The organism is Nonomuraea solani (assembly GCF_900108335.1).
GTDB lineage: Bacteria > Actinomycetota > Actinomycetes > Streptosporangiales > Streptosporangiaceae > Nonomuraea > Nonomuraea solani.
Map to the genome: position 1 here is coordinate 425,241 of NZ_FNVT01000004.1, position 19,262 is coordinate 444,502.

21 protein-coding genes and 1 tRNA gene are annotated in these 19,262 nt (G+C 69.5%); 15 read left to right on the forward strand and 7 right to left on the reverse strand.

The window, feature by feature from the left end; translation table 11 throughout:
* The first annotated feature begins 278 nt into the window (after positions 1–278).
* The 4 genes from C4V41_RS17565 to C4V41_RS17580 all read left to right on the forward strand — a co-directional run bounded on the left by C4V41_RS17565 (position 279) and on the right by C4V41_RS17580 (position 3,103).
* Complete coding sequence (locus tag C4V41_RS17565) at positions 279–1,055, forward strand: PAS domain S-box protein (protein WP_103956950.1); 777 nt, start codon at positions 279–281, stop codon at positions 1,053–1,055.
* Entirely contained in the window at positions 1,039–1,494 is a 456-nt protein-coding gene (locus C4V41_RS17570; RefSeq protein WP_146103693.1) for a hypothetical protein, read from the forward strand. The genes C4V41_RS17565 and C4V41_RS17570 overlap by 17 nt, the downstream gene beginning before the upstream one ends.
* Positions 1,495–1,566: 72 nt before the next feature.
* A complete protein-coding gene (locus tag C4V41_RS17575; RefSeq protein WP_103956952.1) occupies positions 1,567–2,637 on the forward strand; it encodes a DUF6745 domain-containing protein in 1,071 nt (356 codons plus the stop codon).
* 10 nt (positions 2,638–2,647) lie between these two features.
* On the forward strand, positions 2,648–3,103 hold the full coding sequence (locus C4V41_RS17580; RefSeq protein ID WP_103956953.1) for a hypothetical protein: 456 nt from the start codon (positions 2,648–2,650) through the stop codon (positions 3,101–3,103).
* Here C4V41_RS17580 and C4V41_RS17585 read toward each other — a convergent pair.
* From C4V41_RS17585 to C4V41_RS17595, 3 genes are all read right to left on the reverse strand, one after another.
* Positions 3,100–4,083: an LLM class flavin-dependent oxidoreductase gene (locus C4V41_RS17585; protein ID WP_103956954.1), complete on the reverse strand. Its 984-nt coding sequence runs from the start codon at positions 4,081–4,083 to the stop codon at positions 3,100–3,102. The genes C4V41_RS17580 and C4V41_RS17585 overlap by 4 nt on opposite strands.
* 113 nt (positions 4,084–4,196) lie before the next feature.
* Positions 4,197–5,516 carry a glycoside hydrolase family 6 protein gene (locus C4V41_RS17590; protein ID WP_235030187.1) on the reverse strand — a complete coding sequence of 440 codons (1,320 nt, stop codon included), beginning with the start codon at positions 5,514–5,516 and terminating at the stop codon, positions 4,197–4,199.
* 139 nt (positions 5,517–5,655) lie between these two features.
* Complete coding sequence (locus C4V41_RS17595) at positions 5,656–6,216, reverse strand: TetR/AcrR family transcriptional regulator (RefSeq protein WP_103956956.1); 561 nt, start codon at positions 6,214–6,216, stop codon at positions 5,656–5,658.
* 97 nt (positions 6,217–6,313) lie between these two features.
* Between C4V41_RS17595 and C4V41_RS17600 the strand changes: the two genes are divergently transcribed.
* Genes C4V41_RS17600 through C4V41_RS17625 form a run of 6 tightly spaced genes read left to right on the forward strand, consistent with a single transcriptional unit; the run spans position 6,314 to position 10,907 of the window.
* Positions 6,314–8,122 carry an MDR family MFS transporter gene (locus tag C4V41_RS17600; RefSeq protein ID WP_103956957.1) on the forward strand — a complete coding sequence of 603 codons (1,809 nt, stop codon included), beginning with the start codon at positions 6,314–6,316 and terminating at the stop codon, positions 8,120–8,122.
* A complete protein-coding gene (locus C4V41_RS17605) occupies positions 8,119–8,553 on the forward strand; it encodes a hypothetical protein (protein WP_103956958.1) in 435 nt (144 codons plus the stop codon). Before C4V41_RS17600 ends, C4V41_RS17605 begins: the two co-directional genes overlap by 4 nt.
* Complete coding sequence (locus tag C4V41_RS17610; RefSeq protein ID WP_103956959.1) at positions 8,550–8,786, forward strand: hypothetical protein; 237 nt, start codon at positions 8,550–8,552, stop codon at positions 8,784–8,786. Before C4V41_RS17605 ends, C4V41_RS17610 begins: the two co-directional genes overlap by 4 nt.
* 49 nt (positions 8,787–8,835) lie before the next feature.
* Entirely contained in the window at positions 8,836–9,276 is a 441-nt protein-coding gene (locus C4V41_RS17615) for a universal stress protein (protein WP_160150312.1), read from the forward strand.
* Between the two features lie 29 nt (positions 9,277–9,305).
* Positions 9,306–10,052 (forward strand): M15 family metallopeptidase, encoded by a 747-nt coding sequence (locus tag C4V41_RS17620; protein WP_235030189.1) that lies wholly within the window; start codon positions 9,306–9,308, stop codon positions 10,050–10,052.
* 12 nt (positions 10,053–10,064) lie between these two features.
* Positions 10,065–10,907, forward strand: a complete 843-nt coding sequence (locus tag C4V41_RS17625; RefSeq protein ID WP_103956962.1) for an NUDIX hydrolase — start codon at positions 10,065–10,067, stop codon at positions 10,905–10,907.
* 9 nt (positions 10,908–10,916) lie between these two features.
* Here the strand turns inward: C4V41_RS17625 and C4V41_RS17630 are convergent, their stop codons facing one another.
* Complete coding sequence (locus tag C4V41_RS17630) at positions 10,917–11,243, reverse strand: STAS domain-containing protein (RefSeq protein ID WP_160150313.1); 327 nt, start codon at positions 11,241–11,243, stop codon at positions 10,917–10,919.
* 51 nt (positions 11,244–11,294) lie between these two features.
* Here C4V41_RS17630 and C4V41_RS17635 point away from each other — a divergent pair.
* A tRNA-Ser gene (locus tag C4V41_RS17635) sits at positions 11,295–11,381 on the forward strand.
* Between the two features lies 1 nt (position 11,382).
* Here the strand turns inward: C4V41_RS17635 and C4V41_RS17640 are convergent.
* Positions 11,383–13,554, reverse strand: a complete 2,172-nt coding sequence (locus C4V41_RS17640; protein ID WP_235030190.1) for a MinD/ParA family ATP-binding protein — start codon at positions 13,552–13,554, stop codon at positions 11,383–11,385.
* A gap of 114 nt (positions 13,555–13,668) precedes the next feature.
* Here C4V41_RS17640 and C4V41_RS17645 point away from each other — a divergent pair, with 114 nt between their 5' ends.
* Together C4V41_RS17645 and C4V41_RS17650 are read left to right on the forward strand one after the other, a co-directional pair.
* Positions 13,669–14,625 carry an NAD(P)H-quinone oxidoreductase gene (locus C4V41_RS17645; RefSeq protein ID WP_103956964.1) on the forward strand — a complete coding sequence of 319 codons (957 nt, stop codon included), beginning with the start codon at positions 13,669–13,671 and terminating at the stop codon, positions 14,623–14,625.
* A 5-nt stretch (positions 14,626–14,630) separates the two neighbouring features.
* The gene (locus C4V41_RS17650; protein WP_103956965.1) at positions 14,631–15,146 is read left to right on the forward strand and encodes a bacterial proteasome activator family protein; all 516 of its coding nucleotides are present in this window, start codon (positions 14,631–14,633) and stop codon (positions 15,144–15,146) included.
* 24 nt (positions 15,147–15,170) lie between these two features.
* Here the strand turns inward: C4V41_RS17650 and C4V41_RS17655 are convergent, their stop codons facing one another.
* Positions 15,171–15,968 carry a Cof-type HAD-IIB family hydrolase gene (locus tag C4V41_RS17655; RefSeq protein WP_103956966.1) on the reverse strand — a complete coding sequence of 266 codons (798 nt, stop codon included), beginning with the start codon at positions 15,966–15,968 and terminating at the stop codon, positions 15,171–15,173.
* Positions 15,969–16,191: 223 nt separating this feature from the next.
* On the opposite strand from C4V41_RS17655, the gene C4V41_RS17660 reads away from it, so the two are divergent.
* Together C4V41_RS17660 and C4V41_RS63005 are read left to right on the forward strand one after the other, a co-directional pair.
* Complete coding sequence (locus C4V41_RS17660; RefSeq protein ID WP_043619750.1) at positions 16,192–16,395, forward strand: cold-shock protein; 204 nt, start codon at positions 16,192–16,194, stop codon at positions 16,393–16,395.
* A 224-nt stretch (positions 16,396–16,619) separates the two neighbouring features.
* Positions 16,620–18,017 carry a hypothetical protein gene (locus tag C4V41_RS63005; protein WP_200824046.1) on the forward strand — a complete coding sequence of 466 codons (1,398 nt, stop codon included), beginning with the start codon at positions 16,620–16,622 and terminating at the stop codon, positions 18,015–18,017.
* Here C4V41_RS63005 and serS read toward each other — a convergent pair.
* Positions 17,981–19,243: a serine--tRNA ligase gene (serS, locus tag C4V41_RS17670; protein WP_103956967.1), complete on the reverse strand. Its 1,263-nt coding sequence runs from the start codon at positions 19,241–19,243 to the stop codon at positions 17,981–17,983. The genes C4V41_RS63005 and serS overlap by 37 nt on opposite strands.
* Between the last annotated feature and the right edge of the window lie 19 nt (positions 19,244–19,262).

A 19,262-nucleotide genomic window follows, 5' to 3' on the forward strand; every position in this document is an offset into this window, starting at 1 on the left:
CCAGAAACATCCTTCACGGAGACACCGATACAATTTTCTGCCCTGAGATCCGGGCTGTACGACCGTTCCGATGAGCAAACGTACAAAAGTCGCGACCGCGACCAGTCGGAGCCCAAGTATCATCATGGCGACGCCCCACGCGGAAGGGTCATTTGAGGGTAAACCCGTACACCCGGCCTGTCTCCATCCATGGCCACATGCGGACAAACCCCAGTTCACCCCACCCTCGCTTTTAAATAACACCCCCCAAAGTGACTATATGCATTAATCTTGCGACCGTGAGTAACGGCCGTATCATCACACACCTCCTTCACCGCATCGGCCGCCGAGGCGCCTCCCTGGCATTCATCGGGCTCTTGTGCCTGGTCATCGCCGCCTCCCTGGAGTTCGCTCCGGCCGCCCAGCGAGCCACCCCCGGTTACGCCACGCTCGCCGCCATCGCCCCGTTATCCGTCTGGGCGGTGGCCTGGTGCGCCACGGGCGCCCTGTGCCTGGTGCAGATGTTCGTGCGCTCCGACCGGATCGCCTTCGCCGTCGCCACGGCACTGCTCCTGCTGTACGGCCTGGTCTACCTGCTGTCCACCTTCAGCGGCGAGAACCCGCGCGGATGGGTCGGCGGGGCGGTCTGGCTGGCGTTCGGCGGCTGGATCGCCCTGATCGCCACCTGGCCGGAGGCCGTCTCGGTCGATCGCCTGCCGAGCGCCCCGCCCACGGACACGACGGCCGTGGTGGTCGCCGACGCCGCCGGCGTCATCCAGTCCTGGAACCCCCAGGCCGCCACGCTGTTCGGCTGGAGCACCGAGGAGGCGGTCGGGCGTCCCCTGACCATGCTGATGCCGCAGCGCTTCCGCGATCCGCACTCCGACGGGCTGGACAGGGTGCGCTCCACCGGCCACTCGACCCTGGCCGGGCGGATCATCCCGCTGGTCGGCCTGCACCGCGACGGCAGCGAGTTCCCCATGGCGCTGACCGTCAACGCCTGGCACAGCGACGACGGGATCGCCTATACCGGGGTGATCCGGGCCGTGGGAGGCAGCGATGTCGACCCTGAATGAGATCCTCGTCCAGATCGGGACCGGTATCGTCCCCCTCGGCGTGGCCTATCTCGCGTTCCGATCCGCCACCGACGCCAACAAGAAGACGCAGCAGACCGCGCTGCGCCAGGCCGAGCGGCAGGCGGAAGTGGAGCGCTCCAAAGTCGACGCGGAGGCGTTCCTCCGGGCAAAGACGATCTACGAGGACGCGCTGAGCCAGATGGAGAAACAGCTCACCCGGATGCAGGGCCAGGCCGCGCAGGTGGGCGCCGACCTGGCCAGCGAGCAGAGCGCGTCCACCGAGATGCGTGACCAGATCCGCCGCCTCCAGGCCCAGATCCGCGCCCTGGAGCGAACGGTGATCAGCTTGCGCACCCAGCTCGTCACGGCGGGCCTGGCCCCGATCCCCGCCTCCGAGACCACCGGCCCCTACCAGCTCAGGCACCCGCCACGCGAGTAGTGGACATCGGCGGCTTCCCTCTGTCACTATTTCTCACATGATCGTGAGAAAGGACCACGCCACCCTCGTCCGGTGAGCGTTCTCGTGCAGCGGGAAGCTGCCGCAATCCGCGAACAATGGCTGGGCCGGGCGTTGTCGACGCAGCCCACCGACCGACCGGCCGCAGAGGCCGCGATCTCCGCGCTCTACCGCCTGATCGGGCTGCCCCCACCCCGTTTCCACTGGGTGTCGTCACCGCTCATGGCCCTGGCGACCGTGCCACCAGGGGCGCGGCAGAGCGCCGAGAACATCGACGACTGGCCGCTGCCGGCCGAGTTCACCTCGCTCAAGCACCGGCTGTCCAGAGAGCTGGACTGCCAGGTCGGGTGGGTGCACCGGCCCAACGAGCAACTCCTCCGCCAACAGGTGCTGTCCTCGCTCAACAGCTCGTTCAACAGCGCGTTCCTCCCGCCGCTGCTCCAGGCGCACAGCGGCGTCTCCTGGCGTTACCGCACCTGGTACGACACCCCTTACGTCGCCTGGCTCGCCCACTACGACGCCCTGCACCGGGCCGCCGGCGTACCCTTCAGCGCCGGCCAGCATCGGCGGCTCGCCCTGTGGACGGCCGTGGCCTCGGCGTGCCACTGGTGGTGGCCGGGCGAGCAGGTGTGCGTCGTCTCCGAGCGGCCCGTCGCCGTGCACACCGAGGTGTGGGGCGACGACGGCGAGGTACGCCTGCACCACGCCGACGGCCCGGCCCTGCGGTACGGCGATGGCTGGGACCTGTACGCCTGGCACGGCACCCAGGTGCCCCCCTGGGTGCTCGAGGACCCGGCGATAGACCGCATCGCGAACGAGCCCAACGTCGAGGTCAGACGGTGCGCGATCGAGCGCCTCGGCTGGGGCCCCTACATCGAACAGGCCGGGCTGCGACTCGTCGCCACCGCCCCCGACCCCGGTAATCCAGGCTTCGAGCTGCGGCTCTACGACATGCGCAGGGACACCAAGGTGCTCCTCGCGATCAACGGCTCCGTCGAGCGCGACGGGCACCGTCGCCGCTACGGCCTGACCGTGCCGGGCTTCCTCAAAGACCCGGTCGACGCCGCCGGCTGGACCTACGGGCTGTCCGCCGAGCAGTACTCCCTACTCCAGCGCAGAACCTGAGGTGATCCCCATGACTGTGACCCCCGTAACCCCCGTGACCCTCGCCGGCCTTTCCCGTCAGACCGGGCTCGCCGTGCTCGACCACCTTGAGCAGTCGATGCAAATCCCGGTCATCGACGGCCTCCAGGCCCAGGGCGACCTCATCGTCGTCCCGCACTCCTTCGTCGCCGACTCCGTCATGACCTGGCACGAGGCCCGCTGGCAGTGGGTGCCCCCCGAGGGCGTCGAGCTGCTGCGCGGCGCGGCCGGGGGCAACCCGCACGCGCTGGTCGCCGAGCCGCGTACCTGCCGCTGGACCACGCAGGTGTCGGACGCGAGCGGCCTGACCATCGGCATGTTCACCGCCACGGAGCCCGTCTACCTGCTGCATCCCGAACACGGAGGCTCGGGATGCGCACCGGGCACGTACGTGGTCCGCCGGCAGCGCGAACAGGACGGGCGCCGCGCGCGACTCGTCGCCGACTAACCCAGACCGTGCGCCTCGGCCAGGAGTTCGGCCGAGCGCAGCCACGCCTTCCTGTCGGTCGCCGAGAACGCCACGATCAGCTCATCGGCCTGGGCGTGCTCGGCGAACCGATCGACATAGGCCTTGACCTCGGCCGGGTCGCCGACGGCCGAGTATTTGGCCATCTGGACGATCTGCTGCCCGGCCGGGGATTCGAGGATCATGTCGGCCTCTTCCTGCGTGAACGTACGTCCCCGCCCGAGGAACCTGCTCACCCTGAGCCGCTTCGAGGCCAGGAACTGCTCCTCCGCCTCCTCCGTCGTCTCCGCCGCGATCACGTTGAGCGCGGCGATGACGTGCGGCCGGTCGAGCTGCTCAGACGGCTTGAACTCGCGCCGGTAGACCGCCACGGCCTCCTCCAGCGCGGTGGGCGCGAAGTGCGAGGCGAACGCGTACGGCAGCCCGAGCATGGCGGCGAGCTGGGCCCCGAACAGGGAGGACCCGAGGATGTACAGCGGCACGTGCGTGCCCTTGCCCGGCGTGGCGTCCACGCCGGGGATCCGGGACTCGCCCGCCAGGTAGCCCTGCAGCTCCAGCACGTCCTGCGGGAACGCGTCCGCGGACGACGGCGTACGGCGCAGCGCCCGCATCGTCTGCTGGTCGCTGCCGGGCGCCCGGCCAAGGCCGAGGTCGATGCGTCCCGGGTGCAGGGTCTCCAGCGTGCCGAACTGCTCGGCGATGGTCAGTGGAGCGTGGTTCGGCAGCATGACGCCGCCCGCCCCGAGGCGAATCGTCCGGGTATGGGCGGCCACGTGGGCGATGAGCACGCTGGTGGCCGACGAGGCGATGCTCGGCATGTTGTGGTGCTCGGCGTACCAGACCCGCTGGTATCCCAGCTCCTCGGCCCGCTGGGCCAGGGCGACGCTGGCGGCGAAACTGTCGGCCGCCGTCTCGCCCTCGCCGATGTGCGCCAGATCCAGGATGGACAGCGGCAGAGCCATGGGTACGCGCCTTTCGCAGAGCGGTTGGACCTGACTGTCGGTAACAGCCGCGAATGCGCCGTTATTTCATGACCGAGCCCCCGCGGGCCGGGACGCGGGGGCTCGTGGAGGGGTCAGGAAGCCGTACAGGTGAACGTGGCCGGGGTGCCGTTCTGGCCGGTGTGATTGGCGAGGAAGCCGAACGTCGCCGTCGCGCCCGCCGCCAGATCGCCGTTCCAGTTGAGGTTCGTGACGGTGATCGCGCCGCCGCCGGCGGACAGGGTGCCGTTCCAGAGCTGGGAGATCGTCTGCCCGCTCGGGAACGTCCAGCCGACCTTCCAGCCGCGGATCGGGGCCGAGCCGGTGTTCTTGACGGTGACCTCACTCTGGAAACCGTTCTGCCACTGACTGGTCACCTTGTACGTCGCGCCGCACCCGGAAGGACCGGCCGTAGGGGTTACGGTCGGCGTCACCGTGGGGGTTACGGTCGGCTGCGGGGCGGCGACGGCCAGGTCGTACGCCCGCTGCGGCACGAACTGTCCCGCTCCCGCGATGCAGCCGTCCGCCTCGCCCGGCGGCTTGACCCAGAGGTAGGCGTCGATGGCCGAATCGCCCGTGTTCGTGGTGCTCCAGATGCCGGTGGCCCGGCCCGCCGGGTCGCACCACTCGCTGCCGGCCGGCCCGTTGCCGTTGCGACTGGTGTCGATGACCGCCTTCAGCCGGGACACGCCGGTCGCCGCGATGATGCTCTTCGCGTACGACACCAGCCCCGGCGTCGCCCGGTAGTTGGAGGTGTTGACCGCGATCCCGTCGGCGCTGTTGGCCACGTCCGCCCCGGTCAGCCGGGAGGCCGCCTCGGAGGCCGACAGCCAGCCGTCGTGCCCGATGTCGAAGTACACCTTGACCTGCGACGACGTACCCCTGAACCTCTTGCCCGCGTACGCCATCGACGCCTTGACCTCGGCCTGCTCCGCGGCGTTCATGCAGTTCGTCATGATCGCCAGCGCGTCCGGTTCGAGGACGATGGAGGCCGGCCGCCCACCGAGCCCGGCGGCGATCTGGTCGATCCAGGCGCGGTAGGAGGCGTGGTCGGGCGCCCCGCCCGCGCTCGCGCCGCCGCAGTCGCGGTTCGGCATCGCGTACACGGCCATGATCGGGATCTTGCCCGCCGCCGCGGCGGCGCCGACGTACGCGTCGACCTGGCTCCGCACCAGCGCAGGGTTGTACGTCGCGAACCACCGCCCCTGCGGCACGGCGGCGACCCGGTCCCTGATCACCGCGGTACGGCTGTCGTTCGGGTTGGCCGCCACCCACTTGGCGGCGTTGGTCTGGGGATCCACGTAGAAAGCGGAGTCGGCGGCCTGGGCGGTGGACGAGGACAGGACGACCGCCCCCGCCGCGGCCGTGGCGGCCGCCGCGAGGAGCACCGCCAACATGGGCCTTCTGCGAGACATGAAAGTAGCTCCATCCGTTGTGTGGGAGCGCTCCCACCGGCACCCCGGATGGTAGGGAGGCGTTACCGCCACCTCAAAGACATCGGATCGATCTGCAGGACGTCACCGCAGGCCAGAGCCCACGTGACAGGTGAAAGTTTCACTCGGCCAGGCACGCCTCGAAGATCGCGGTCAGCCGGTCGACGTCGGCGGGAGTGGGCCGCTCGGGGCCGACGCGGCGGCGCATGGCGCCGACGCCGAGGAACATCGCCGTGGCCATCCGGGCCCTCGCGTGCGCGTCCGGCCCGGTGAGATGGGCCTCCAGCGGCTGGAGCACCGCGGTCAGCAGGCGCTCGCGGGCCACGGCCTCCACCTCGGGATGGCGGGCCGAGCGTTCGAGCGCGCGCAGGATCGGGCTCTCCGGCGGGTGCTCCATGCGCTCGGCCGCGTATTCGGCCAGCCGCCGCGGCAGGCCCGCGGGGTCGCCGTCGAACAGGGCGCTGAAGGTCGGCTCACCCTGCAGGACCGCCCCGAACAGGCCGGCCTTGGATCCGAAATAGCGCCCCACCAGGGCGATGTTGGCCTCCGCCGCCGACGCGATCATGCGTACGGTCACCTGCTCGTAGCCGTGCTCGCCGAACAGCCGGCGCGCGGCCTGCAGGATCCGCTCCCGCGTGGCCTCGCGGGAGCGTGGCCGGGCCTCAGTCACCTGGAGACTCATGCCCGCACTCTACTGAAAGTACCCCCACTTACCGCGCGGCTAGTAAACATGCGTATACTCAAATCGGTTCAAAGCTGTATGAAGGGGATGTGGTGTCTTGGTAGCCCAAGCGCAGGCCGCTCCTCCCGCGAATCGGCACTACACCCACCGCGAAATCCTCGAGGTCATGTCCGGGCTCATGCTCGCGATGCTCACGTCGATGATCTCGACCTCTGTGGTGGGCACCGCGCTGCCGACGATCGTGGGAGAGCTCGGCGGGCAGGATCAGTACTCGTGGGTCGCGAGCGCGACCATGCTGACGATGACGGTGTCGACCCCGCTCTGGGGCAAGCTGTCCGACCTATTCGGGCGCAAGCTGCTCTTCCAGACCGCTCTGGGGTTGTTCGTCGCGGCGTCGCTGGTGGCCGGGCTCTCCCAGGACATGGGGCAGCTCATCGCGGCTCGTGCCGTACAGGGCCTGGGTGTGGGTGGTCTGTCCGCTCTCGCGCAGGTGATCCTGGGCGACATCGTGTCGCCCCGCGAGCGCGGCCGCTACTCCGGCTACATGGGCGCCGTCTTCGGCATCTCGACGGTCGCGGGGCCGCTGCTGGGCGGGTTCATCGTGGACGCCGACTGGCTCGGCTGGCGCTGGTGCTTCTACGTGGTCGTGCCCTTCGCGCTGGTGTCCTTCATCGTGATCCAGAAGGTGCTCAAGCTGCCGAAGGTCAAGCGGAGCACCTCCATCGACATCTGGGGCGCGACGACGATCACGGCCAGCGCGAGCGCGCTCATGCTGCTGCTGACGTTCGGCGGCAACCAGTTCGAGTGGAACTCGGTCTGGACTTACTTCCTGGCCGCGATCAGCCTGCTCATGCTGGCCCTCGCGGTGCTGTCCGAGCGGACCGCGCGCAACCCGATCCTGCCGCCGCGGTTGTTCCGCAACCGGACGTTCGTGCTCACCAGCCTCGCCTCGCTGTTCGTCGGCATGGCGATGTTCGGCGCGATGATCTACCTGCCGCAGTATCTGCAGATCGTCAAAGGGCTCAGCCCGACCAACTCCGGGCTCATGACGCTGCCCATGGTGGTGGCGCTGTTCCTGGGCGGTGTGATCTCCGGGAAGATCGTCACCAACACCGGCAAGTGGAAGATCTTCCCCGTCGCGGGCCTGCTGATCGTGGCGGTCGGGCTGTTCCTGCTGTCCCAGTTGCACGTCGACTCCAGCAACTGGCTCATCGGCTTCGACGTGGCGGTGCTGGGCACCGGGCTCGGCCTGTGCATGCAGATGCTCATCCTGGCCGCCCAGAACGGCTCCGAGCAGCGCGACATGGCGTCCACGACCTCGGGGGTCTCGTTCTTCCGCTCGCTGGGCGGCGCCGTCGGCGTGGCCGCGTTCGGCGCGATCCTGACCAACCGGCTCATGAGCGAGCTGACCGAGCAGGCCACGGCCGCGGGCATCAAGCTGCCCGGCGGCGGGGGCTTCAAGCTCGGCAGCCCCGACGCCATCCAGCACCTCCCCGGACCGATCAAGGCCATCGTGCTGGAGTCGTTCACGCGGGGCCTGGAGACCGTGTTCATGGTGGGCGTGCCCATCGCGCTGCTGGGCTTCGTGGCCACGCTCTTCCTCAAGGAGCTGCCGCTGCGCGGTTCGAGCGCGCCCGCCGTACCCGCGGCCAAGCCGCTCGGCAAGGACGACCTGGTCCTGGCCGGGCTGCTGCTCGAACTGGTCGCCCAGCGCGTCGAGCGGGTGAACGGCGAAGGCTCGGCCCTGCTCACTGCGGTGGCCAAGATGGCGCCGCCGGACGGCCGCTCCGAGCGCGAACGGGCCAGGTCGGTCGCGCACGACGTGCTGCGGCCCACCTCACGGGCCCTGATCGCGCAGGCCACGCCACCCCGGAAGGACCTCGTCACAGGAGGAATCGCACAATGATTCGCAAGTTCGTGGGCACCGTCGCGGCGTCCCTGGCGGCGCTGGCCGGATTGTGGCTGATGATCGCGCCCTTCGCCCTCGGCACCCAGCCCGAGGGCTCCGACTGGACGAACGCCACCCAGTCCGAGTTCTTCACGGGCCTCGGCGTGGCCGTCGTGGGGCTCGCGGGCGCGGTCTCCTTCGCGCTGGCCATCCACGAGGAGCTGGTGGTACGCGGTCTGGTCGTCCCCAAGCCGCGCAGGACCGAGCCGGAGCCCGAGCCCGTACCGGCCGCCGCAGCGCCCCAGGCGTCCTCCGCCGAGCTGGCCACCCTGCTGGCCCCGCTGGTCGAGGCACTGCGCGAGGACCTGAACGACCGCGACCTGAACAACACCGGGGAGCACCGCCGCAACGGCAAGGCCACCCTGGTCGGAATGGAGGAGACCCGATGAAGGCCAAGCTGGGCGTGTCCGCCCTCGTGCTGCTGTTCCTCGGCGGCCTGTGGCTGGTCGCCGCGCCTTTCGCGGTCGGCTACCAGCCGCGCGGCGCGGCCTACGTGGACGCGACGGTCAACGACCTGTGGCTCGGCGGCTCGATCGCCGTGCTCTCGTTCGTGTCCCTCGTGATCTACGCGGCCGACGCCCTGCGCGACCTGGCCCGCCGCGGCAAGCACGCCGACCTCTGACGCGAGACATGCCGTGTTCGGCAGTGGTACGGATCCGCGCTGGGAGCCCGTGGCGGGCCGGCTCCCCGCGGGGGAATTCGAGATCGGCAAAGACGGCGCCGGCCTGCTCGTCGTCGGCTTCGACGGCACCGACCCGAGCCGCAACGCCCTGGCGTACGCGGCCGGGCTCGCCCGCCGGGACAACGCCGGCCTGCTCATCGCCTTCGTGGAGTCGCTCAACTCCGCCGCGCTGTGGTTCTTCGCCGGGTCGCCGATCATCCCCGACTCGGCTGCCGACCTGACCGAGGACCTCTGGGACGAGCTGCGGGGCGCCGGGGTGCCGTGGCGGTTCGTCAGCGTGCGCGGTGACACGGCGCGTGAGCTGGAGACGCTGGCCAGCGCGTACATGGCGGATACCATCGTGGTGGGCCGCGCGCGGTCCCGGTGGCGGGGGTCGGTGGCGGCCGGGCTGGCGAAACGCGCTCGCCGTACCGTGTTGATAGTCCCGTGACCTCGCGGGACGTCGCATATGGTGGCCAGATGAAACGTGCTGCCGCCATGGCGTTCGTGGTGCTCGCGTCCGTTTCGTGCGGCTCGGGTGAGCCGGTGGCCTCGCCCGCGCCCGCGACGTCCGAGCCCGTCCTGAACACCTCTGATTCGCCCGCCCCAGTGCCCGCCACCGGCACCGCCACCGCCGCGCCGGGCAAGACGGCCCCGCCCGCGTTCGCCGCCAAGGTGACGAAGGTGTCGCGCGACCGGCTGCCGTACTCGTGGCGCTCCGGTTGTCCCGTCCACTTCCGGGATCTGCGGCTGATCACGATGACGTACTGGGGCTTCGACGGCAAACCGCACACCGGCGGCGAGCTGGTCGTGCGCAAGACGGTGACCGACGACATCGTGACGGTCATGAAGAAGCTGTACGACTGGCGCTGGCCCATCAAGCAGATGAAGCTGGTGGACGCTTACAAGGGCGATGACTTCGACTCCATCGACGCGGACAACACCTCGGCCTTCAACTGCCGCCCTGCGACCGGGTCGAGTAATTGGTCAAACCACGCGTATGGGGAAGCAATAGACATCAACCCCCGCGAAAACCCATATGTCACCGCAAGTGGCAGCACCGCCCACCAAAACGCCAAAAAGTTCACCAAGCGCCCACTTAAGGGTAAAGGCGTGGTTAATCCCCGTGACCGGGTCGTCAAGGCCTTCGCGCAGGTCGGCTGGGAGTGGGGCGGCTACTGGTCGGGCACCAAGGACTACCAGCATTTCTCCAAAGGCGGAGGCTGACACAATCGGCTCATGGCGGCTAAGGACGGCGACGGCTGGGCCGAGTGCTCGCAAGGTCATCGGCACTGGGGCATCCACGGCGCTTCGGGGCTCCTCGTCGTACACCATGACGAGCTGGGCATCCCCTACGTGCTCATGCAGAAACGCTCCTGGTGGAGCCACCACGGCAACACGTGGGGGCTGCCCGGCGGGGCGCGCGACAGCCACGAGGACGCCGTCGCCAGCGCGCTGCGCGAGGCCCGCGAGGAGGCGGCCCTCGCCGGCGAGGAGCTGCGCGTGCAGGGCGTCTACCTCGACGACCACGGCGGCTGGGCGTTCGAGACGGTGATCGCCGAGTCGCCGCTGCTGCTGCCCGCCGTGCCGGCCAACCGGGAGAGCGTCGAGCTGCGCTGGCTGGCGCTGCCCGACGTGCCGGCCCGCAAGCTGCATCCCGGCTTCGCCGCCACCTGGGACCAGGTGCAGGGCGAGATCAGGCCGGAGAGCGTCGTGCTCGACATGGCCAACATCGTCGGCGCGCAGGCCGAGCACGGCTGGTGGCGCGACCGGCTCGGGGCGGCGACCCGGCTGCTACAGGCTCTTTCCGGGGTCAGGCTGTCGCATCCGGTGCTGTCGCAGTGGTTCCCGAGGGTGGTGGCGGTCGTGGAGGGCGCGGCCAGGAGCGCGCCCGACGTGCCCGGGATCCAGGTGGTGGCCGCGACGGGCAGCGGCGACGACGCGATCGTCGATGTGGTGCGCCGGGCCAAGCCGTGGGAGCGGGTGCTGGTCGTCACGGCGGACCGCGGCCTGAAGGAACGAGTCAGCGAACTGGGCGCGGAAACCGTGGGCCCGAAATGGCTGCTGTCGCAGCTCAAGTAGGGGCTTTTGTCAGAGCTCCGCCGGGATCACGTGGTCGAAGGCCGCCTTCAGGCCCGTCACGTCGAGAACGCGCTGCAACACGCCGTGCACCCCGACGATGCCTAACGAGCCCGACTCCGCGGCGACCTTGCGCTGGTGCTCGACCAGCACCCACAGCCCGCTGGAGTCGCAGAACTCCAGCTCGGCCGCGTCGATGACGATCTGCACGCGCGCCTCGGCCAGCAGCTTGACCAGGGCCTCCTTGAGCAGTGGCGCGGTCAGCTTGTCGAGGTCGCCGACAAGGCGTACGAGCGCGCCACGATCATCGCGCTCCACCTCGACGCTGAGATCCGCCACCTCCTGAACGTACACCCCTGCCACCACAGCCGCTATCGTGGACTCCGCACGGGAGGGTTCGCATAGTGGACGAGTGCAGCCGCCTTGAAAGCGGCCAGGTCAGCGATGGCCTCGTGGGTTCGAATCCCACACCCTCCGCTCACTCACGGATGCCCGCGAAACCCTCGCCCACACAAGCGGCGAGCTGCAAGTAGGCGTCTCTGGTGTGCTCCTGGAGCCGGTCGAGGTCGATCTCCGCGCCCTCCTCCAGATGCGGGTCGTAGGGCACCTGGATCACCGCGCGGCACCGGGCGGCGAAATGGGCCTCCAGCTTCTTGATGTCCACCGCCGACTTCGACCGCGGCCGGACGCTGCACAGCACCACGGTCGCGTTCTTGACCAGATCGGCGTAGTGGTGGGCCTCCAGCCAGTCGAGCGTCGCGGAGGCCGCCCTGGCACCGTCGACGGACGGCGAGCTGACCAGCACGATCTGGTCGGCCAGCCCGAGCACGCCGCCCATGGCCGAGTGGAGCAGGCCGGTGCCACAGTCGGTGATGCAGATCGAGTAGAAGTTCTCCAGCACCTGGGACACGGCCTGATAGTCCGCGGCGCTGAACGCCTCGGAGACCGAGGGGTCGCGGTCGGAGGCGAGAATCTCCAGCCGCGACGGCGCCTGCGAGGTGAACGCCCTGATGTCCACGTAGCGCTTGACCTGGTCGCGCTCGTTGAGCAGGTCACGCACGGTGGCCGAGGTCTCCAGGACGAGCTTGTCGGACAGGGTGCCCCTGTCGGGGTTGGCGTCGACGGCGATGACGCGGTCGCCGCGCATCGCGGCCAGGGTGGCGCCGAGGCCGACCGTGGTCGTGGTCTTGCCCACGCCGCCCTTGAGGCTCAGCACGGCCACGCGGTGGTGTCCCGCGGTGACCGGGGTGCGGGCCCTGGCCATGAGCTCGCGGCGGCGGCGGACCTCCGGGGGCTCGCCGGGCTTGATCCAGCCGCCGGACGCCTTGTAGACCAGGCGGCGCCAGCCCTTGGAGGGCGCGTTACGCCGTCCGCGAAGCAGGGACTCCGGGTCGAGGCTGTCGGCGGTCGGCCGGCCCGTGGCGGGCGGCCTGGGCGGCGCGGTGAAGACGGGGATGGGGGCCGGGCGGCGGCGCGGCCGCACCGGCGGGATCTCCCGCTCGGCGGGCCGCCACTCGTGCTGCTCGGTCCACTGCGGGCGCTCCGGCTGCTCCGCCCACTCGGAACGCTCGGGTTGCTCCCGCCGCTCGGACCGGTCGGCCCAGGGGGAACGTTCCTGCTGCTGGTCCGGCTCGTGGGCGCTCGACTCCGGCTCGTTCCACTGCGGACGCTCGTTGCGCGGGGAGGAGTCCGCCCACATCGGACGCTCGTCCTGCGAAGAGGAGTCGGCCCACTGCGGACGCTCGTTCCGGGGAGAGGAGTCCGCCCACGCCGGACGCTCGTTGCGCGGAGACGACTCGGACTGATTCCGCGAAGACGACTCGGACGGCTGGTTCCGCAGGGCCGACTCGGACGGGTTCTTCGGGGACGAGTCGGACGGTTCCGACCACTGCGGGCGCTCGCCGCGCGGCATGGTCTCCGACGACTCCGCCCATGGCGGGATCTCGTCCTTGGGCGGGCTCTTCTCAGGGCTCTTCTCAGGGCTCTTCTCAGGGCTCTTCTCAGGGCTCTGCTCGGCCCACGACGGACGCTCGTTGCGCGGCTGGGTGTCGGCCCAGGCGGACCGTTCCCCGCGCTTGGGCGCCTCCTCCGCGGGCTCCTCGTCCTGGCGGGAGGCGGCCGGCGCGTCCTCTGCCGGCTCGTCATCCGACTCGGTGGCCGGTTCGGAGGCGGGCTCGATGGTGCGCGACCAGTCGGCCGACAGCCACGGCTTGTCGTCCGTCTCCTCCGGCTTGTCGTTCCGCCCCGGCGGGGTGAACGACAGCGCGTAGGTGTCGGTGTCGTCCGGGCGCGGCAACGGCTTCAGCGGCGCGAGGAACGGATCGTCCGGGCGCGGCGCCGGCGCGGGAGACTCCTCCTTGACGCCGGTCTCGCCGAGCCACTCGGCCGCCTCGCTCTCGCCGCCGGGGAGGTCCTCCGCGGCCTCGGCGCCGTACACGGAGTCGACCGCCGCGCGGAACAACGGCGGCGTCGGCGTCTCGTGCTGCTGCGGCACCAGTGACCAGGGGTCCTTGGGGTACGGCGAAGCGACCGGCTCATCGGCCGCGGCGGCCGAGGCGCTGACAGGGACGGGGGCGTCGTCCGTCTCCTTGATCGCGTCGAGCCAGGCCAGCTGTTCCTCGAGAGATTCCTCTCGATCGTGTCTTGCCACCGTGTTCCCCCTCGGGTGGGTCTAAAGGGGCAGCAAATACATTGCAGATTAACGCCATGCGTTCCCGCGCAGCCCGGCAACCCACAACTTCTTTGCCCGGCTACCGTGGTTCGCATGCGAGCCATTGAGATCGCCGAGCCGGGCGGACCAGAGGTGCTGGAGTGGCGCGAGGTGCCCGAGCCGCGGGTCGAACGGGGCGAAGTGCTCATCGACGTCGCGGCCGCGGGAGTCAATCGTGCCGACGTCCTGCAACGGCAAGGATTCTACGACCCTCCTCCGGGATCGATCCCGTACCCGGGTCTGGAGGTCTCCGGTGTGGTGGCCGAGGTCGGCGCCGACGTGGAGCAGTTCAAGGCCGGCGACGAGGTGTGCGCGCTGCTGGCGGGCGGCGGTTACGCCGAGCGCGTAGCCGTACCGTGGCAGCAGGTCATGCCGAAGCCCGGCGGGGTGTCGCTGCGCGAGGCGGCCGCGCTGCCCGAGGTGGCGTGCACGGTCTGGTCCAACGTGTTCATGATCGGCCGGCTGCGCAGAGGCGAGACGCTGCTCGTGCACGGTGGCGCCAGCGGGATCGGCACGTTCGCGGTGCAACTGGCCAAGACGCTCGGCTCGAACGTCATCACGACCGTCGGATCGGCGGCCAAGGGCGAGCGGGTCAAGGAGCTGGGCGCGGACGAGATCATCAACTACCGCGAAGAAGATTTTGCGGAAAAGGTACGCGCCGACGTCATCCTGGACATCATGGGCGCGAAGTACCTGGCGGGCAACGTCAAGGCGCTGCGCACCGGCGGGCGGCTGGTGATCATCGGGCTCCAGGGCGGCCGCAAGGCCGAGATCGACCTGGGCGCCCTGCTCGTCAAGCGCGCCACGGTGCACGCCACGGCGCTGCGCTCGCGCCCCGTCGACGACAAGGGCGTGATCGTGCGCAGTGTCGTGGACAACGTCTGGCCCCTGGTCGAGGCCGGGGCCGTGCGCCCGGTCGTGTACGCCGAGGTTCCCCTGTCGGACGCCGCCGAGGCTCATCGAATGATGGATTCCGGAGAGCACGTCGGCAAGATCCTGCTAGTACGGTGAGTGTTATGAATGCTGAGGACAACAACACCCCCCACATCGTGGTGGTGGGCCCCGACTTCCAAGGTCAGGGCGATAGCGGCGAAGATGATCGATCGGTCACCAACCTGGTCGAGCAGCCCGCCAAGGTGATGCGCATCGGCAGCATGATCAGGCAGCTGCTCGAGGAGGTCCGCGCGGCTCCCCTCGACGAGGCCAGCCGCAAGCGGTTGAAGGAGATCCACGAGTCCTCCATCAAGGAGCTCGAGGACGGCCTGGCGCCGGAGCTGGTCGACGAGCTGGAGCGGCTGTCGCTCCCGTTCACCGACGAGAACGGCACCCCGCCGAGCGAGGCCGAGCTGCGCATAGCGCACGCCCAGTTGGTCGGCTGGCTCGAAGGGTTGTTCCACGGCATCCAGACCACGCTGTTCGCGCAGCAGATGGCCGCCAGGGCCCAGCTGGAGCAGATGCGCAGGGCGCTGCCCGGCGTGCCGGGCGACGACCCCCAGCACCGGCCGCACGGCGGCTCGGGGCCCTACCTGTAAACCCCCGGCTTTACCGGTCATGCCCTATTCGTAGAGCCCCTCGATCACCCGCGCGACACCGTCGTCGTCGTTGGTCGCGGTCACGTGATCGACCGCCGCCAGCACGTCCGGATGCGCGTTGGCGACCGCGTACGACGTGCCTGCCCAGCTCAGCATGGGCAGGTCGTTCGGCATGTCACCGAAGGCGACCACCTGCGAGCGGTTGATGTCGTGCCGCCCGGCCAGCGCCGCCAGGGCCGTCGCCTTCGTCACCCCCTGTGCGCTCATCTCGATGAGGCCCCTGCGGCTGGAGTGCGTGGCGGTCACCAGATGCCCCACCAGCCCGTGCACGGCGGCCTGTAGCTCCTCGGCGTTCATCGCGGGATGCAGGGCCAGCAGCTTGGCGCACGGGCGGGCCGTCACGGAGTCGACGCGGGGCGCTCCCGTGGCTCTGTCCAGGCCGCCGAGCAGGAAATCGGACTCATGCGCAAAACCGGCTTCATACTCGACCGAAAATACGAGATCGGACACGTTCGCTCTTAGCTGAGCGACGACTTCCTCGAGTACCTCGACGGTGATCAGGTGAGATTCCACTATCCGTTCGGTATGGAGATCGTAGATCAGCGCCCCGTTTGCACAGATTGCGAGCCCATGGTGACGTACGGCACCCGCGACTCCGCCCATCCACCGGGGCGGACGGCCCGTAACGAAGACGAGCACAGCTCCGGATTCCTCGACTTTGCCGAAGGCGGCGACCGTGCGCGGAGACACGGTTCCGTCGGTGCGCAACGCGGTACCGTCGAGGTCAGTGGCCACTAGACGCGGTGCGGGAAGGCTCTGCATAACAGGTTCCAGTTTGCCCGCTGATGCCACCTGACAGAAATCTTCCTAGCGACGGGAACACCAACGCTCCAGAATGGTGTTAGATGTGATGGCGTTGTATTAGCTGATCCCGTAGTGAAAACCAGCATGACTTTGTCTGAGCCACCCCGGGTGCTTGCTGTACGACACACCGGGACCCACGAGGTGTGGGTCCCATAGATTCACATCCTGAGGGAGAGCTTTTATGGCTCAGGGAACCGTCAAGTGGTTCAACGCCGAGAAGGGCTTCGGCTTCATCGCCCCGGACGGCGGTGCGCCGGACGTGTTCGTGCACTTCTCCGAGATCGTCGGCAACGGCTACCGCAGCCTTGAAGACGGCCAGCGGGTCGAGTTCGAGATCACGCAGGGCCAGAAGGGGCCACAGGCCTCTCAGGTCCGAGCCATCTGACCTGTAGCAGCGAGACAGACCGGAGTTCGCTTCCAGCGGGCTCCGGTCTTTTGCCGTCCAGGGAAGGCGGATAGATCGCGGGCGCCGGCGAGGTCGCGGTCGCTGATGTCGGAAAGGTCACGGCTGTGACTCGACTCACATCCGCCTTGAACCTGGAGCCCCTTCCTTCCATCGATCTTTGTATGAAGTCCGCGTGGTTGTGTCACCCCGTGACCGTTGCCGGGGTGCTGGTGCTCTTGGTCAACGACCACCTACTCAAACAGGCATGGCCGGGGTTCGTGACCGGCAAGCTGAGCGACGTCGCCGGGCTCGTCGTGGCACCGGCCCTGCTGGCAATGCTGTTCTGGCGCCGGGCCGACCTGGCGGCGACCGTACTGACGGGATTGCTCTTCACGCTCGTGAAAAGCACGGAGACGGGCGCGGAGCTCGCTTCCCAAGCCTGGACCCTCGTGGCGGGCCCGTCGCGCGTCCTGGCCGATTCCACGGACCTCCTCGCCCTACCGGCGCTCGCCCTGGCCTGGTGGGTACGCCACCGCAGCCTCCAGGGCCCTGGCTCGGCCCGCTGGCGCGTCCTCGTGACCATGCCCCTGGCCGTCCTGGCGGTCGCCGCCACCTCGGCCGCACAAGTTCCCACCGCCCACTCCGTCGAGGTGGACGACGATGACCGGATCATCGTGCGTGTGTCGAGCGCGTCCTCGCGGGTCTCGGAGGACGGCGGCGTCACGTGGTCGGAGCTGAGCTACGACAGCACCGACAAGGTGAGACCAGGGCAGAGCGCCGCCTGCGTCCCCAAGCAGGCGACCCGGTGCTATCGGGTCGTGGCGAACCGGATGGCCGTCGAGCAGTCGGACGACGGCGGAAGGACATGGGGCCCGTCGTGGGCGATGAGTGAGAACGACGTCGAGCGGCTGGAGCGCACCTACTCCGGCCTGAAGGGCCGGACCTCGATGGGCCTGGCCGTGCTGCCCCGGCCGGAGGGGCACGTCGTGGTCGTCGCGAACGGCCTGGACGGCATCCTGGTCCGCGACGTGCGGGGAACGTGGCAGCGCCTGGGCTGGCCCGGCGCGTCTGACGAGGAGGCCGCGGAGGCCGAGTTCGCGGCCCTGGACCTCTCTTCGGAGCGGAACGTGGCGCTCTTCCTGGGCGCCTGCATGCTGTTCGGCGGCATCGGGGCGGGTCTGCGCCGGCTGCAGCGGGTGTTCACCGGGTTCAGCGTGGCCACCTGCCTGGGCCTCTTCCTCGCGCTCACCGGCTCGACCGCCGCCGGGTCCTTCGGCGGGCATTCCTGGCTTCTCGCCGACCTGGACACCTACACGCAGGTGGCCGCGATCCTGGTCAGCGCGACGGTGGCCATAGTCGGCGCCTTGACCTGCCTCGTGCTGGTCTTCGCGGGCCGGGCACGGCCGGCGACGGTGGCGGTCAGCGCCGGGGCGGCACCGCTCGTCTACGCGAGCGTCTACTTCCCCTTCTCCGGCTGGGCGGCGGGCTTCCCCGATGCCTACGGGGTCGCCGTCGCCGTGGCCGTGCTGCTGACCGCCCTGGTGATCCTGACGAGCGTCGCCCTCCTCAAGATCGTCGCTCCGCCCTACTTGGACGGCTCCAGCACGTCGAGGCCCACGTAGGGCCGAAGCGCCTTGGGAACCACCACCGAGCCGTCGGCCTGCTGGTGGTTCTCCAGGATGGCCACGATCCAGCGGGTCGTGGCCAGCGTGCCGTTGAGCGTGGCCAGGTGCTGCGGCTTGCCGTCCTTGTCGCGGTAGCGGACGGCGAGCCTGCGGGCCTGGAACTCCGTGCAGTTGGAGGTCGAGGTCAGCTCCCGGTAGCGGCCCTGGGTGGGGATCCACGCCTCGCAGTCGAACTTGCGGGCGGCCGACATGCCGAGGTCGCCCGCGGCCGTGTCGATGATCCGGTAGGGCACCTCGATCTTGTCGAGCATCTCCCGCTCCCAGGCGAGCAGCCGCCGGTGCTCCTCCTGGGCGTCCTCGGGGCGCACGTAGGAGAACATCTCGACCTTGTCGAACTGGTGCACCCGGATGATGCCCCTGGTGTCCTTGCCGTAGGAGCCCGCCTCGCGGCGGAAGCACGAGGACCAGCCCGCGTAGCGCAGCGGCAGCTCGGCGCCGTTGATGATCTCCTGGGCGTGGTAGCCGGCCATCGAGACCTCCGACGTGCCGACCAGGTAGAGGTCGTCTTCAGGGAGCCGGTAGATCTCCTTGTCGTGGGCCACGTGGAAGCCCGTGCCCTGCATGGTCTCCGGCTTGACGAGCACCGGCGTGATCATGGGGATGAACCCGGCCTCGATGGCCTGCTGCATAGCCATGTTGAGCAGGCCGAGCTGCAGCCGCGCGCCGACGCCCCTGAGGAAGAAGAAGCGCGAGCCGGACACCTTGGCGCCCCGCTCCATGTCGATGGCGCCGAGCGCCTCGCCCAGCTCCAGGTGGTCCTTGGGCTCGAAGTCGAACGCCCGCGGCTCACCGTGCGTCTCCAGGACCACGTAGTCGTCCTCGCCGCCGGCCGGCGCGCCCTCCTCGACGAGGTTGGGCACCGCCTGCAGGACCGCGTCGAGCTCCGCCCCGAGCTTCTCCGCCTCGGACTCGGCCGTCTTGACCTGGCCGGCGAGGTCCTTGGCGCGCTGGAGCAGCGCGGCCTTCTCCTCGCCCTGCGCCTTGGAGACCGACTTGCCCATGCTCTTCTGCTCGGCGCGCAGAGACTCGAACGAGGTCAGCGCGGAGCGGCGCCGCTCATCGAGGTCGAGCAGCGTGTCGACGACGGAGTCGTCCTCACCGCGGGCACGCTGCGACGCCCGTAGCCGGTCGGGATCCTCACGAAGGGTACGCAGGTCAATCACAAGGAAAGGCTACCGGCGT